Below are 14882 nucleotides of genomic sequence, written 5' to 3'. Positions count from 1 at the left end.
CGGCATCAGCTCTTCGTGCTGGCCGTTTTGTCGAGTGCGGCTCGCAGGCCTTCGGCAAGCTTGACTGCGTCGTCGTTGGCCCAGAAGTGCATGAAGAACAGGCGCGGCTGTTCGTCCAGCATGTGACTGTGCAGCGCCGTCACCTCGATACCGTGCGTCCGCAGCGCCAGGATGACCGGGTTTACCTCGTCGCTGGTCAGCACGAAATCGCCAGTGATAGCTGCCTTGCCCGCTCCGGTCGGCTGGAAATTGAGTGCGGTTGCGACGCCCATCGCGGCGACGGGGGTCAGCAACATGTCGTCTTGCCTGATCGGGTCGCGCCGCTTCACGTTGAACTGGTAGACGCCGCCATTCGCTTTCCCGTTCACTCCGATGACCTGGTCGAGCTTCGCCGTGTCGAGGTCGACGGCGGGCGGCGCGTTCGCCGGCGACGCGACCGTCATCGGGGTCTTGCTTTCGGCGAGCGCATCGCGGATCAGGGCGGCCAGCTTGACGGGATCGCCATGGCCGGCGACGTGCATGTAGAACGTCGCCGGACTCGCACGCAGCAGATGATTGTGCACGGCGGTGATCTCGAGACCGCTCGCGATCATCTTCGCCATCACGGGATTGATCTCGGTCTCGAGCAGCACAAGGTCGCCCATGATCATTGCGCCGCCATGCGCAGGCTTAAATGCGACCCAGCCGCCTAGAGCCAACGCCGGCTTGATCGCGACCCCGTCCAGCGTCACGGAGAGATCGCTGCGGGGAAAGCCGTAACGGCGAACGTCGTCGGAGACGGCGGGCTTGCGGCCCAGGGTCTCGTCCACCTTCTGCCATTCGGCGTCTTGGGCATACGCCGGGATGAAAGGGCCGAAGCGAAATGCAAGAAGGCAGACGCCAATACCGACCATCGCCCAGATGAGTCTTTTCATCGTGCTACTCCTCGCCTTCAGTTTCGCTCTTTGATCTGGCCGCTGCCGTCCACGACGAGCGTCACGGGCTTGCCGTCCTTCACCGCCTTGGCGGTGATGCCTTCGGCCGTCGACTTGATGTCGCTCACCTGCGAGTAGCCGGCCGCCTGGATCTTGGCCACGAGTTCTTCCTGGGTCAGCGCGTGGGCAGGTGATAGCCCCGCCATAAGCGCAAACCAGGCGGCTATCTGATAGACCGTTGGTGTCCGCATGTCCGTTCTCCTGGTGTGTCCCAGCCCCAGGTCAAGTCGGCCCGCAGTGCTGCCCCTAGATGATGCCTCCCAACCGCAGCAGGACGCCCGTGATGCACGAAGCGGCCAACACGACGAGCATGCCGACATTGAAGCGGAAAATCGCCGTGGCCGCTGCTACCGAGAGGGCGAGCGCGGGAAGGTCGATGCTGGTCGGCACCGGCGCGTCGAACGACAGCCCGAAATCGTGCACGGGGAATGTCTGCCGAAAAACCGTGTGCAGCGCGAACCAGATCGACAGATTGAGGATCACCCCTACGACGGCTGCGGTGATGGCTGAGAGCGCGCCGGCGAGCGCCTTATTGCCCCGCAGCGCCTCGATGTACGGCGCCCCGACGAAGATCCAGAGAAAGCAGGGTGCGAACGTCACCCAGGTCGCCAGAAGTCCGCCGAGCGTTCCCGCCACCATCGGAGACAGCCCGCTCGCCTCGCGAAAGGCGGCCATGAAGCCCACGAATTGGACGACCATGATGAGCGGCCCGGGAGTCGTCTCTGCCATGCCGAGACCGTCGAGCATCTCCGGCGGGGTCACCCAGTGATAGTATTCGGCGGCCTGCTGCGCGACGTACGCAAGCACCGCGTAGGCTCCGCCGAACGTCACCATCGCCATCTTGCTGAAGAAGATCGCGATCTGGCTGAAGACGTCGTTCGGCCCCAGTCCGATCAGGATCGCGAAAACAGGAACGAGCCAGATCGCAAGCCAGGCAGCGCCGACCCGAAGCGTACGAGCGGTGTTCGGCTTGACGTGATCAGGCAGCCCCTCGCCCAGCATGCTGTCGATTGCGGCGGAGTTCTTGCCCCCGTGCTCGAGTGCCGCGAACTCCGGCCGTCCAAGCCGGGCGCCGATGAAGCCGATGAGAGCGGCGGCGGCGATGATCAGCGGAAATGGCGCCCCGAAGAAGAAGATCGCAACGAAGGCGATCGCGGCCAGCGCCACCATGATCGGGTTGCGGAGGGCCCTCTTGCCGACGCGGACGACGGCCTGAATCACGATCGCGAGCACCGCCGCCTTGAGGCCGAAGAACAACGCCTCGACGAAACCGACATTGCCATACGCCGCATAGATATAACTCAGCCCCATGATGGCGAAGATGCCGGGCAAGATGAACAGGCCTCCCGCCACGATGCCGCCGACGGTGCGGTGCAGTAGCCACCCGATGTAGGTGGCGAGCTGCTGCGCCTCTGGGCCTGGCAAGAGCATGCAGTAGTTCAGTGCATGCAAAAATCGACTTTCGGAGATCCAGTTCTTCTCCTCGACCAGAATGCGATGCATGACCGCGATTTGCCCCGCCGGCCCGCCGAAGCTTAGGATGGCGACCCGCATCCAGACGAGAAGGGCCTCGTTGAAGGAGATGCCGTGCGCGTGCTCCTGCGCGGCGACCTTCTGATTTGCTGCAACGTCAGTCATCACTTCACCTTCCCGGAATCATACGCGGGTCGGCCGAAAAGTCCTGGCAGATGCGAACATGCACAGGCGTCGGCGGGGCCGCCGCACCAATGAGACGAGACGCTTATTTGGGACGAAATCGAGTTGTATGATGAAGACATGCTGCGCCCTTGGTGACCAGGACGCGATTCTTGGGCATGTCGCCTCGCGGGGAGATCGCAAATCCCCGTGCATCAACTAAAACTCCGGAAGACGGAGCTGTCAACCCGCACGCGCTCAAGAGTTTAGGCCCGGAACGTCACGAAAATTTCACCGGTTCCGAGCCGGTCCTGCGACACCCCGCAGGTCCAATCCGAGGAAGATTTCCTGGCCCTTCGCTTGAAATATCCGAACGTTATCACATAAGGTGTTTCCGAGGGGACAAGCAGACTCCCCGTGAGACCACGGTCCAAGCTCTGCGCAGCACGCAACACGTGGAGCTTGCGCATGGCCGAACCTCAATCCCCTTTCCTGCACTCGGTGGCGATTCTCTCGCGAGGCGACGCTGTCGCGCGCCGAGATGCGACGCCGCAGAACAGTCGCTTCGTGCAGGTGTTCGAAGCGCTCGCCGCCCTTGGCGTCGAGGCTCGCCCGGCCATCTACGATGAAAGTTTCGCCGAGGATATCCGCGAGCAACTGCTTGCGGTCGACGGTGTGCTCGTCTGGGTCAATCCAATTCAAGACGGCCGAAGCCGCGCGGGTCTAGACGCCCTGCTGCGCGATGTCGCCGCGCGGGGCGTGTGGGTCAGCGCTCATCCGGACGTCATCCTCAAGATGGGCACCAAGGAGGTCCTCTATCATACCCGCTCGATGGGGTGGGGAAGCGACACGGCGCTGTATCGAACCGCCGAGGCGATGCGCGCCGAGCTGCCGCCACGGCTGGCTACGGGTTCGCGCGTGATCAAGCGCAACCGGGGCAATGGCGGCCAAGGCGTCTGGAAGGTGGAGAGACTTGCGACTTCCCCCATGATAAGGGTGCTGGATGCTACAAAGGACTCGTCCGAGGAACTGACGCTCGATGATTTTGTCCGTCGCTGCGCGGAGTATTTCGAAAATGGCAGCGTCGTCGATCAGCCATTCCAGCCTCGCCTGGGCGAAGGCGTGGTGCGCTGCTATATGGCGGGCGATCGCTGCGCCGGTTTCGGTCATCACAAGGTCAAGGCACTTATCGACGCGCCGGCCGCGCGTTCGGAGGCTGGACCACGGCTCTATTCCTCGAACGCAGACCCGCGCTTCCAGCGGCTGCGTCGGTTGATGGAGGATGAGTGGACGCCACAGCTAACTTCGTTGCTGAATATTGCGCGAGGCGACCTGCCCATGATCTGGGACGCCGACTTCATGCTCGGCCCCTTCCTGCCCGACGGGACCGACAGTTACGTCCTCGGCGAGATCAATGTGAGCTCGGTGCATCCTTACCCGGACGAGGCGCCGGCGGAGATCGCGAAGCGAGTTGCCGACCGGTTGCAGCGCAAGCTTTGAAGCCATGCTGACGATCAGTGGGCTCAAGCGCTTGCACATCTCCGTGTCACTCGACTTGCAGGATGGCGAATGCGTCGCCCTGCAAGGACCTTCTGGGGTCGGGAAGACCCTGCTGCTGCGCTCCATCGCCGATCTTGATCCGAACGAGGGAACGGTCAAGCTGGACGGAACGCTCAGGGAGGCGATGCCCGCCCCCACCTGGCGAAAGCGAGTGACTTACCTGGCTGCCGAGCCGGGCTGGTGGTCGGACATCGTGCAAGAGCACTTCAGCGGGTGGGATGAAGCCTTGCCGCTGGTTGAACGGTTGGGGTTGCCGCCCAGTTGCGGGCCCTGGCCGATCCAGAGACTTTCGACTGGCGAGAGACAACGATTGGGACTTGTGCGCGCTCTCATGCTGCGGTCGCGGGTGCTGCTGCTGGACGAGCCTACATCGGCACTCGACTCGACATCCGCCGCGGCCGTTGAATCCTTGATCGCCGAACGCGCATCAAATGGAACGAGCGTCGTCTGGAGCACGCATGATGACGCCCAGGCAAGGCGTGTCGGATCAAGGGTCTTGGTCATGAATGACAAGGGTGGCATCGAGGAAAAGCGGCCGTGACTTACATCCAACTGGCGTACGGTGATTTGGTCCTGCCCTCGCTCCTTGTTGTCATGGACGGCGCTCTCTCCCTTGCTCTCCGCCTCAAGCTTGAAAAACAACTGGCAATCGCGACCGTGCGGATGGTGCTTCAGCTGGTGCTCGTTGGATATGTATTGAACTTCCTGTTTGCCGCGGTCTCGCCGCTCTGGACTGCCCTCGCAGCCTTCATCATGGTTCTGTTCGCATCACGGGAAATCGTCGCACGGCAAAAGCGGCGCCTGCCAGGTATTTGGAGCTACGGTCTGGGCGCCGGGTGCACGCTGCTCGCGGCCGGCACCGTGACGGTCTTTTCGCTTCTGACGGAGCTCCGGCCGGATCCTTGGTATCATCCGCGCTATGCGCTGCCATTGTTGGGTATGATCCTGGGTAACACCATGACAGGGATAAGCCTAGGCCTGGATGTGCTGACAAATGGCCTGGTGCGCGAGAGGGCCGCGATAGAAGCTTGCCTTGCTCTTGGCGGTACCCGGTATCAGGCGCTGCTGCCGGTCCTGCGGGATGCCATGCGGAGCGGGCTGATGCCGACCATCAATGCGATGGCTGCGATCGGCCTTGTCTCCTTGCCAGGGATGATGACCGGTCAAATCCTTGCGGGCGTCGAACCGATAGACGCTGTTAAGTATCAGCTTATGATTATGTTCTTGATCGCCGGCGGGACAGGATTGGGAACTCTCGCTGCTGTGATGGGAGGCGCTCGCCTGCTCACCGATCATCGACATCGATTACGCCTCGATCGAATTCCCGCGGAAACATCCACTTGAAGCATCGGTCGTCATCACGGGTCTGCTCTGGCTCAGAGCCAAATCATCCTCCTGCGCGGTCGTAGACGAGGGCTGCGGTCGCGCCGTTGTATCCGGTCGGGTATGTTGGCCGTTTCGCCGACATTTGCCCGCCCAGTCCTCGCGCAGCTTGGATTGCCGACAGACGAGGTTTCGGATGTTAGGTCGGGTTGAACTCGAGATGAACAAAGGCTGCTATTGAGCGGCCCTTTTTGAAGATGAAGAGGATTTACCAATGGCGGCGGTGCCGCCAGCCATAGTGGTGGCCACGGCCTCTACCCCAACCGTAATGATGGCCACGGCCGCCGCGATGGCCCCATCCATGACCATGCCCTCCTTTAACTTGGAGCGCTGTCGTCTCAGGCGCACCGATTGCGCCAGGCGTGGCAGCGGGCATCGCCGAAGCAGAAGGCGCGTGAGCTACAGCAACGGCGCACGCCACAAAACCGACCAAGCAGACCCATTTCATATAAGTGCCTCCACCCATGAACTCCAAATACGATTCCGTGCGAGCCGCCGCCCGTCACAATCAGCACTTCTCAACAACAGAGATGGGAAAAAGTTGCAATGACGCTTCGAGCAAACGGTGAATGCGTGCTCGCTGCTGGTGGAGGACGACTCTCTCCAGCGAGAGATACTGGCTGACCTACTCAAGGACGAAGGTTTCGAAGTTGTCGAGTGTACCACGGCCGAGGCCGCCGAGCTCATCGTCGCCTCCACCGGCTCCGAGCTCCCAGCACTCGTGACCGACCAAAACCTCGCCGGCGCAATGACAGGTCGAGAGCTGGCGGAGTATGCGCGGGAGAAATATCCAAGCATGAACATCATCTTGATGTTCGGCAGCATTGTGAAAGATCTTCCGCCGAATACCACTTTCTTGCAAGCCGGTTTCGACAGTTCGGTTGCTGGAACCGGCCAGAAATTGACCACTTCGCCGATCTATCTGGCTAGCTAGGTATCTGTCGTCCTGTAGATTGCGTCTGCCCAACCCGGCCTGCTTTTGGAAGCGGCGCCCTTTGACTAATGGTGCTAGCCAGCATGCACTCTTCGCGAATGCGGGTCGAACCAACTACGCAGGACCTGACCTAGCGCATTCATTGCTCCGAGCCCGAGAAGAGATGTTTGGTCCATTGGCATCCAGCGCGCTTATCTATTTGTAATCACTACAAAGCGCCCTTTCGTCCAATCGTTAGTTCGTAGAGAGACTCCAGTTGCAAGACGCGGTGGATGTAGGCCAGGGTTCACAAAGATACTCCTACGGAAAACGGATAGAAGGCCGGTCACCCCTATGCTTTGGCTAGAGCTCTGTATTGTCGCCGTTCTCATTGTGGTGAATGGTCTGCTGTCGATGTCCGAACTAGCGATAGTTTCTTCCCGTCCGGCGCGCTTGGCTGCACTGGCCGAGAGAAGTGTCCGAGGCGCGCGTCGTGCTCTCAATCTTGCGTCCGATCCCGGCAAATTCCTCTCGACGGTTCAAATCGGGATTACTCTGATCGGAGTTCTGTCCGGTGCGTTCTCGGGCGCGACCCTCGGATCTCGTATGACAGCCTGGCTTGTAGACCTCGGAATATCGCAAAGCTTGGCGGACGCAATTGGAGTAGCCACCGTCGTGACGACCATCACCTACACGTCGCTCATTGTGGGTGAACTAGTTCCGAAGCAAATCGCGTTGCGCGATCCGGAAGCGGTGGCCGTCCGCGTTGCACCCGCAATGGTCCTGCTCTCGAAGATTTCTTTGCCGCTGGTTTGGCTACTTGATCGCTCTGGAAAGATCCTGCTGTGGCTACTCGGTCAAAGAGGCGAAGCTCAAGAAAAGATTTCAGAGGATGAGATACGCACGCTGGTTGTGGAAGCGGAGAACGCTGGTGTTTTGGAGCCAGGCGAAAAGGAAATGATCGCAGGCGTAATGCGTCTTGGCGACCTCCCCGTAGGAGCGGTAATGACGCCGCGACACGAAGTCAGCATGATCAATCTGGCAGACACTCCAGAAGTCATCTATTCGGCACTGGCCAATAGTACACACTCCCGGTTCGTCGTCTTCGACGGCGACGCGAATTCCGCGTTGGGAATTATTCAGGCCAAGGACCTGCTCGACGTTTATTTGTCGGGCGAAACTCCTGACGTCCGGAAAATTGTTCGCGATGCGCCCGTCATTCCGGAGTCTCTCGATGCGCGGGATGTCGTGTCGGTCCTACGGGACTCTTCCGTGCACATGGGATTGGTCCACGACGAGTACGGAACGTTTCAGGGGGTCGTGACCAGCGCCGACATCCTCCAAGCGATCGTGGGCAGCTTCCATACGGAGGAGGGACCGGCGGAACCAGCTGTGATTGAGCGCGAAGACGGGACTTACCTCATCTCGGGTTGGATGCCCGCAATCGAATTCGCGGATCTGCTCAAGATTCCGCTGCCCGCTTCGCGGCGGTATCAGACCATGGCGGGTTTTCTGCTTCACCAGTTCGGCAGAATCCCAGATGTCGGTGATCATTTGGAAGCTTACGGTTGGGATTTCGAAATTATGGATCTCGATGGGCGGCGCATCGACAAGGTGCTTGCGACAGCCCTTCCCAGTCCGGACTAGGCTCACCTAGAACTCAGCGTGAAATCGGCCCGAGAACACGGAGACCGGTCCCCGATCGGCGTTGTAGCCAGGGCTATTGATGAACTGGTAGTCGAAGGTTAGTGTCGCCCACTTGTTGAGGCTGTAGGCGTAGTAAGCCTCGATAATTTTCTCTCGCCGATAGTTGAGTTGCCCATCGCCGATCAGAATACCGAGACCGCCAGCAGCGAAATAAGCGCGTGCTTCTCCTGATAGACCTTCTATTACGCCAGCGACGCCAATCTTATCGTTGGGTCTACCCCATGACGTTCCGGTCAGTACTCCGCCGAAGGAGAGGCTCTCGCTGCAATCGGTCCAGCCTACGATCTCGGTCAGTCCTGGACTCCAGGTGGCTCGCGAAAACACACCGAAGTCGGGCGAAATGGCCTGCTCAATGTTGGCGACGAAGCCGTAGTTAGTTCTGATACGACGCGTTAGCGTGATGTCCGGATAGTTCGGACTTGTCAGAGGGAGCGCGAGCGCGTCCGTGTAGCCGCCCATCGTGCCATGATTGAGCCACCCAAAAAATCGCACTTTGCCGGGCTGCGCGAACAGTTGGTACCGCAGCTCCAGTTCAGCAGTATATTGGCCGCGATCCGGAATGTGGGTATCAAAATTGTTGGCATTGGACGTGGTCGGAAGCAGGAAGTAGCCGGTGCGGAAAGCCCAGTTCTTTTGGTTGAAGTCGACGAAGGCGCCCCATGTCCAGCTTAGCTTGTCCATGGTCCAGTCGTATGAACCGCCGCCGTAAATGTTCCAGTTGAGGAAAGTTGTGCGTGGATCGTTCGCGTAGACGTTTCCATTGAACGCGTCGGGAACGGCAAACTTTCCGGCGGTAACCGTGATTCGGGAAATGTCCTGCTTACCGGCGAGTTGGTTAGGACCGTCGTTGATGGTCTCCTGTTCGCCCCCCAACCCGAACGTCTGTCGCACGAAAGCGCGTGCTACATTCAAGCGCGGCGAGGGAAAGTTTGATTTTTGTGCTTCGCCGTTGGTGAATCCGGCGATGCCATTGACATCGCTAAGACCAAATCCCTGCATCAGTTCCGGATTGATGTAGAATTCGGCGCCTTCCCAAAGACGCACACCGACAAACGCCGTTGCGCTCTGCGTGTTTTGAAACTGTCGGGATCCAGCAAGGCTTTGCGGACCCTGATAAGGGGAATTGAAACTTGGGTAGCCCTGGCCAATGAGCGTGTACTGTCCGTGGACATTCCAGTTGTCGGGATCGATCAATGGCTGCCCTTGATAGGTGTACGGTAGCGCATTGGTCTCTGTTCTACCCAGGTGCCAATTCAGTCCCAGCCGCAATGTATGCGTTTCGAACGTGGTTTCCGTGCGCACTCCAGAAGGCATTGTGGCGGCGGCTTTTCCGAAACTGTCGTAGAGATATTCCAGCCGGGCGCTCCATTCCGGCGCAATTGCAAGATCAGCCCCGGCGCCGACCACCCAGCCGGTGCGCATGCTAAGGACCTTGTCTTCTTCGCCGGTGAGATCATTGGTCTCGGTGAAACGGGCGTGCGACCATGCAAAGCCACCGGTTCCGTAGACCAGCCAGTTGTCGAAGGCGAACCCGACACGGCCGCGCAGCCTTCCGACGTAATCAATCTTTTCGGCGAGAAGCCCCTGCGCCGTGTACCGTGAGCGAACGACGTCGTCCGCGCTGAGGAAGTTTGGAAACGAAAGATCCCCTTCGACTCCCAAAACGAGGCCCGACTTCAGTTGATGGTTGTATCCGGCCTGTACTCCGCCAAACATGCTTCCAAGAGCTTTGCCCGTAGCAGACGGGTCGGCCACGTGATCCGTCGCGGATCCTCGGGCATAGCCGGTGTGACCGCCGACATAAAATCCGGTCCACCTGACGAACGGAATCGGCGCCAGATCGGCACCTCGCATGTTCTGACCTGCCCGCGCGGGCTCGGCCATGGTGCCGGACAGTACAATGGCAGCCGTCAGGAGGCATGCCCCCCTACCTTTTTGACGACCGTCCATCATGCCCCCCGATGCAATTGCTAATCACTCGCAACTAGACTGGCACATCCATAACGACCTTGCAAGTTGTTGCGAGCTATTCTCATTAGGCAGTCGACTCGTTGAAGGCGGACAGACATGATGAGATTCATCCAGCTCGCGTTGATGCTGATTTCACTGGCGTTCTTTCTCGCAGATCACGCCGATGCGCGTGCAACCGGCAGGGCCACACCAGTTTCGCCCACTTACGTTGGAACGGGCAGCGGGGGCTGCAAACCAACTCCCCGGCACCCCACTTCCAGGCGACATTTGATTTGCTCACTTGAAAAGCAGCGAGCGAAGTGAGCCGCCGCTGCAGCCCGATTGATGGGAGAAGCTCACAAGCAGTCCGGCCGGCGATTGAGCAAACATGAGCCCGGCTCGCAAAAAAAACGCAGCAGGCGCGGCTCAGCCTGTTCCTAACTGTCACACGACCCTTGTAAAACGGCGCGCTCACTGGGACCCTTTTCTCCATGGCGATCCGACTGTCTCTTACCCCGCTGATGTGGTTCTGCGCGCTCACGCCCGCATTTGCGCAGTCCGTTGCCGATTTGCCGCCGAAGCCGTCGATGGAATCGAGCCTTCCAAAGGACAGCGAGTTGGTCAGCACGCGCAGCTGGCTCAAGGACCACGGTGTGGTATTTGGCATAATCCTCACCGAAGATCTCTTGGCCAATCTGCGAGGCGGCATCAAGCGAGGCGCGATTCTCTCCGGAAAGCTTGAAACCATCGTCGGTGTGGATCTGGAGAAATTGGCCGGTGTGCGAGGCTTGACGGCCTATGCCAATATTTTACAGCTCCATGGGAGTCGTGGTCCCGACCGAGAACTGGTCAACAATCTAAATACCATTTCGAATATCGAAGCTATCCCCACGACGCGTTTGTCGGAGGTCTGGCTTGAGCAGTCTTTCTGGGACGGACGGGCCTCGTTGCGCGCGGGTCAACTAGTCGTCGACACCGAATTCTTGTTCAGCCAATATTTCTCCTTCTTCAATTCAAGTGATTGGCCGACAAATCCTTCGGTAAACATCCCAAGCGGCGGTGCTGCCTATCCGCTTTCGACGCCCGGCTTGCGTTTGAAGGTCGAACTGAAGCCGGGATTCACCTTTCTGCTGTCATTACTTAATGGTGATCCCGCCGGCCCCGGCACCACTGATCCGGAACTGCGTAATCGTTACGGGCTCAACTTTCGCGTAAACGACCCGCCCTTCCTCATCGCCGAAACGCAGTACACCTACAATCAAGGCCGAGCTGATAAAGGTCTTGCTGGTGGAATTCGCTTGGGCGGGTGGCACCATTTTGGAAGCTTTAACGACCTGCGCTTTGACGCATTCGGCCTCTCGCTGGCGAGCCCTTTGAGCACCGGTTTGGCGCGGCGTTATCGCGGAAACAGCGGCGTTTATGCCGTTGTGGACCAGCAGCTCTACCGTCCAGCGGGAGCAGATGCGAGCACTGGCATCCTTTCCTTCGCTCGCGTTAGCGCCAGTCCTAGCGATCGAAACCTTTCGGACTGGTACCTGGACGGAGGCCTGATCTTCAGTGGTTTCATCGCAAGCCGGCCCAACGACGCTTTTGGTGCATCTTTTCTGTACACTCACATTTCGCCACGTGCGACCGCTCTCGAGATGGACGTTGCCCTCTTTAACGGAGTGCCGCCACCGCGGCGGAGCTTCGAGCTATCGTTCGAATTGAACTATTCTTTTTCTCTAATGCCGGGCTGGACGCTGCAACCGAACGTCGCGGTGGTGATCAACCCAAGCGGTAATGCAGTCACCCCACTTACGTACACCGGAGATCGCCCGGGGAATGCAGTGCTCGTCGGTGCGCGAAGCGTATGGAAATTCTGAGATTGAATCGGGCGAAGCTCTTCAGTTTGGAAATTCGATCCGTTGAAGCCATCGGGTTTTCAATTTCTGATCAGACGCGAGATCATGTTCGGCGGCACACGTCTCGAAGTCCGGCCCCCGGTGAACCATGAGGATGCGGTATTCTCCACCGCTACCTGCGACACGAAGAATTTCGATCCGACCGTTATTCCAACCCAGCGCCCCTTCATCGCTCGGCTTAGCCTCTCCGTACTTCTGAACGCCCAAGGCCACAAGTTGTACTAGCTTGGCGGAGGCCTCCTCGGACGAAAGAGCCTTGCCGGCCCAGCTTACCTGCTGAAGTCCTTCCTTTTTGCACACATCGAGCAACACGATGTCGGTATCAGCCAACTCATTTCCAGGAAGCCGCTCTCGACGATAGGCCAATACTGTGACATTCGCATCTTTGAGCGCCAGGGACGGCTTCGGAACTCTGTCGAGCGGCCCCCAAGCAAATCCGAATGGAGCGGCAACTTCCAACCCGAATGCAGAAAGAATCGTGCCAGCCACAATGACCGCGGCGGCGCTACCCTTCAGTACGTAGTGCCTCAGCTCTCTAATCACACGAAGTCTTTCCATCACGCGAAAGCTCACCCCTGGACGTCGGCAACTATGCCCCACGCGACCGAGCCGCTCAACGCCGCCTTCTACAAAATAGCAGGTATCCGCGTCGAGCGGGAGCAATGAGTAACACTTAAGCGTGCCGACGCAACCTGCGGCGCTGCCAAGCGTCCAGGCGTGCAGACAACTCAAAGCTCGGGTCATCCCACTCAGCGCTTCAGAATGTCGGTTCAGTATTGCGTCTCCCGACGCGCGGGGCGCTCACTGCAGGCCAGCGACCCCTTGCCGCAAAGAAGCGAGACGCGATGCCAAGGCTGCTTAGCGACTAAAGATAGAATCGGTTGGACTGACGTTTTGTATGCAATCCTACTAGCTCGCAGCCATACCAAGTCGGCTTTGGATCATTTACGCGCGATGCTCTTCTCAACCTCGGCCATCGTCCTTTCGAAGGCCTCGCACAGATATTCCGCGTGGACAGCGCTCGTCGGCTCGGTGAGATACGCAAACTTGATCAACAATGAGTTCAATAGGTAGGTTACGCGAAGATTGTCCGAATGCCTGGACCGCAGACCCGTGATTTGTTGCCGCATCTTGATGAGATCGAGTTGATGATGGTCCGGCTGATCTGTCACATTGTGCTCGCCGCGCGGTAAAACGAAGCCGTCGCACCGAGTATTTTGGCGCAATGCCTTCGCCATGCTTGACCCGGACGCCGCAATGTCCGGTACGCGATCTTACTCTTCCACATCACACTCACAATCGAACTCGCGCATTAGGCTTGATGCCGCAGCTTCGGGTTAATTCTGGAACTTTACGACTACGGGATATCGTCCGGGACCTTCAAGAACAGAGCTCAATGCGAATGCCGGTGGTGCAGATCGGGATAATGTGGATGCTTGTGCCGTAACGTTTTGTGCTCGTGCCAGTGCGAGTGGGGTTCATCGACAGCCCCCGCGTGATCGTGCTGGTGATGCTCGTCGTGAACATGCTTGTGCTCATGGGCGATGGCTTCATGAACGTGCTGGTGTTCGTGCCGTTCGGTGAGATGGAGCCAGAGGCCCGCTCCCATCAGTAGCGCCGCGACCACAAGCTTCGGGGTGAAGGGATCGCCCAAGCTCAAGGCGATCAGTGCGCCGATGAAGGGAGCGAGCGAGAAGTAAGCGCCTGTGCGGGCGGTGCCCAGATGACGAAGGCCGAGTACAAAGAAGACAAGGCTCACCCCGATTGCGAAGAATCCCAGGATTGCCGCGAGTATCGCAAGGCCCGCGGGGGGTAAGCTGTTGCCGAGCCAGAACCCACCGGCGATGTTTGCCGCACCGGCAAACAGGCCCTTGATCATTGCGATGACGACGGGATCGGCCGACGACAGTTTCCGGGTCAGATTGTTGTCGATGCCCCAACACAAGCAAGCCCCGGCAATCAGCGCCGCGCCCGCATCGAACGAAGGGCCCTGACCTTCCCAAGACAGGGCGATCGCGCCGAGAACGATCGCTAAGGCCCCCAACAACAACCGCCGATCGACGTTTTCGCGAAATACGAGCCACGCAATTCCCATCGTTGCGAGGCTCTCGAGATTCAGCATCAATGACCCGGAAGACGCCGACGTCCGGCCAAGTCCGAGCATCAGCAATGCGGGACCCAGAATTCCCCCGAAGATGACGATGGCTATCAGCCAGGGCACGTCATGCCGTCTTGGCGGAGCCTCCGGAACCGATAGCCCGATCGCCGCCCGTGCGACGTGGACCGCGGCAAGGCCAACGCCCGCACCGAGATAGAGCAGGCCCGCCAGCATCTGGGGATCGATGCTGGCGAGCAGCAATTTTGAAAGCGGCGTTGCAGCACCGAACAGGAGAGCCGAACCAAGCGCCAATGGGACGCCAGGCAGTTGAACGGATGATCGATCTCGCCGCATGTGCTTCGCCCTTCGCAACCGCGTTTATTCCGCAGTGTATCTCGCCGTCAGGGAATGACCGTGCAAGCTCGCGGAAAACACCACGATAGCCTTTGGAGACAGCTCAGTCTGAAGCTTTCCCGACATCAAGTTGGGACTGGCCGGAGTGAGCGGCACGGTGACGGTCTTGCCGCCGTCCTGAATGGTTGCCCGTCCCCGCATGTCCTTGGTCGGGAGCGGAGAACCATCGTCGTCTCCCACATAAAACACGATATCCGTGCCCTTCCGAACAAACTCGATCGGATGTCCTTGCGATTTCACGACGGGACCGCCGTTGCTACCTTTCGTCTGTGCCGCGGCAAGGTCAGGCATGGTGGCGATCACAGCCATCATGGCCAGGAAGATGTATTTTCTCATTGGTAGCT

General features: G+C 59.2%; 15 protein-coding genes. 6 read left to right on the top strand and 9 right to left on the bottom strand.

Annotated features, from left to right (window positions below; all coding sequences use genetic code 11):
- Positions 1 to 5: 5 nt before the first annotated feature.
- From ABIC03_RS25070 to chrA, 3 genes are read right to left on the bottom strand one after another with little or no spacing between them, the layout of a single operon-like run.
- Positions 6 to 914 carry a DUF1259 domain-containing protein gene (locus ABIC03_RS25070; protein WP_354061900.1) on the bottom strand — a complete coding sequence of 303 codons (909 nt, stop codon included), beginning with the start codon at positions 912 to 914 and terminating at the stop codon, positions 6 to 8.
- A 17-nt stretch (positions 915 to 931) separates the two neighbouring features.
- Positions 932 to 1165 carry a PepSY domain-containing protein gene (locus ABIC03_RS25065; protein WP_354061898.1) on the bottom strand — a complete coding sequence of 78 codons (234 nt, stop codon included), beginning with the start codon at positions 1163 to 1165 and terminating at the stop codon, positions 932 to 934.
- 55 nt (positions 1166 to 1220) lie between these two features.
- Positions 1221 to 2612, bottom strand: coding sequence for a chromate efflux transporter (chrA, locus tag ABIC03_RS25060; protein WP_354061896.1), 1392 nt, complete (start codon positions 2610 to 2612; stop codon positions 1221 to 1223).
- A 465-nt stretch (positions 2613 to 3077) separates the two neighbouring features.
- Between chrA and ABIC03_RS25055 the strand changes: the two genes are divergently transcribed.
- From ABIC03_RS25055 to ABIC03_RS25045, 3 genes are read left to right on the top strand one after another with little or no spacing between them, the layout of a single operon-like run.
- On the top strand, positions 3078 to 4109 hold the full coding sequence (locus tag ABIC03_RS25055; RefSeq protein WP_354061894.1) for a Cj0069 family protein: 1032 nt from the start codon (positions 3078 to 3080) through the stop codon (positions 4107 to 4109).
- A 4-nt stretch (positions 4110 to 4113) separates the two neighbouring features.
- Positions 4114 to 4710: an ABC transporter ATP-binding protein gene (locus ABIC03_RS25050; RefSeq protein ID WP_354061892.1), complete on the top strand. Its 597-nt coding sequence runs from the start codon at positions 4114 to 4116 to the stop codon at positions 4708 to 4710.
- Positions 4707 to 5513 (top strand): ABC transporter permease, encoded by an 807-nt coding sequence (locus ABIC03_RS25045; RefSeq protein ID WP_354061890.1) that lies wholly within the window; start codon positions 4707 to 4709, stop codon positions 5511 to 5513. The genes ABIC03_RS25050 and ABIC03_RS25045 overlap by 4 nt, the downstream gene beginning before the upstream one ends.
- Before the next feature lie 213 nt (positions 5514 to 5726).
- On the opposite strand, the gene ABIC03_RS25040 is transcribed toward ABIC03_RS25045, so the two are convergent.
- A complete protein-coding gene (locus ABIC03_RS25040) occupies positions 5727 to 5855 on the bottom strand; it encodes a hypothetical protein (RefSeq protein WP_354061887.1) in 129 nt (42 codons plus the stop codon).
- A gap of 262 nt (positions 5856 to 6117) precedes the next feature.
- Between ABIC03_RS25040 and ABIC03_RS25035 the strand changes: the two genes are divergently transcribed.
- Both ABIC03_RS25035 and ABIC03_RS25030 read left to right on the top strand, forming a co-directional pair.
- Positions 6118 to 6486, top strand: a complete 369-nt coding sequence (locus ABIC03_RS25035; protein WP_354061885.1) for a response regulator — start codon at positions 6118 to 6120, stop codon at positions 6484 to 6486.
- Positions 6487 to 6819: 333 nt separating this feature from the next.
- Complete coding sequence (locus ABIC03_RS25030) at positions 6820 to 8112, top strand: hemolysin family protein (RefSeq protein ID WP_354061883.1); 1293 nt, start codon at positions 6820 to 6822, stop codon at positions 8110 to 8112.
- 6 nt (positions 8113 to 8118) lie between these two features.
- Here ABIC03_RS25030 and ABIC03_RS25025 read toward each other — a convergent pair whose 3' ends face one another.
- Positions 8119 to 10125 carry a carbohydrate porin gene (locus ABIC03_RS25025; RefSeq protein WP_354061881.1) on the bottom strand — a complete coding sequence of 669 codons (2007 nt, stop codon included), beginning with the start codon at positions 10123 to 10125 and terminating at the stop codon, positions 8119 to 8121.
- A gap of 488 nt (positions 10126 to 10613) precedes the next feature.
- Between ABIC03_RS25025 and ABIC03_RS25020 the strand changes: the two genes are divergently transcribed.
- Complete coding sequence (locus ABIC03_RS25020) at positions 10614 to 11987, top strand: carbohydrate porin (RefSeq protein WP_354061879.1); 1374 nt, start codon at positions 10614 to 10616, stop codon at positions 11985 to 11987.
- Between the two features lie 21 nt (positions 11988 to 12008).
- On the opposite strand, the gene ABIC03_RS25015 is transcribed toward ABIC03_RS25020, so the two are convergent.
- The 4 genes from ABIC03_RS25015 to ABIC03_RS25000 form a co-directional block, all read right to left on the bottom strand.
- Positions 12009 to 12587, bottom strand: a complete 579-nt coding sequence (locus ABIC03_RS25015) for a hypothetical protein (RefSeq protein WP_354061877.1) — start codon at positions 12585 to 12587, stop codon at positions 12009 to 12011.
- A 380-nt stretch (positions 12588 to 12967) separates the two neighbouring features.
- Complete coding sequence (locus tag ABIC03_RS25010) at positions 12968 to 13264, bottom strand: hypothetical protein (RefSeq protein WP_354061873.1); 297 nt, start codon at positions 13262 to 13264, stop codon at positions 12968 to 12970.
- 155 nt (positions 13265 to 13419) lie between these two features.
- Positions 13420 to 14478, bottom strand: coding sequence for a DMT family transporter (locus ABIC03_RS25005; RefSeq protein ID WP_354061871.1), 1059 nt, complete (start codon positions 14476 to 14478; stop codon positions 13420 to 13422).
- A 24-nt stretch (positions 14479 to 14502) separates the two neighbouring features.
- Positions 14503 to 14874: a hypothetical protein gene (locus ABIC03_RS25000; RefSeq protein WP_354061869.1), complete on the bottom strand. Its 372-nt coding sequence runs from the start codon at positions 14872 to 14874 to the stop codon at positions 14503 to 14505.
- Positions 14875 to 14882: the final 8 nt, after the last annotated feature.

The sequence above is a fragment of the Bradyrhizobium sp. RT6a genome (assembly GCF_040547675.1).
In the GTDB taxonomy this organism is placed as follows: domain Bacteria; phylum Pseudomonadota; class Alphaproteobacteria; order Rhizobiales; family Xanthobacteraceae; genus Bradyrhizobium.
This window is presented reverse-complemented; position numbering and strand designations above follow the sequence as displayed.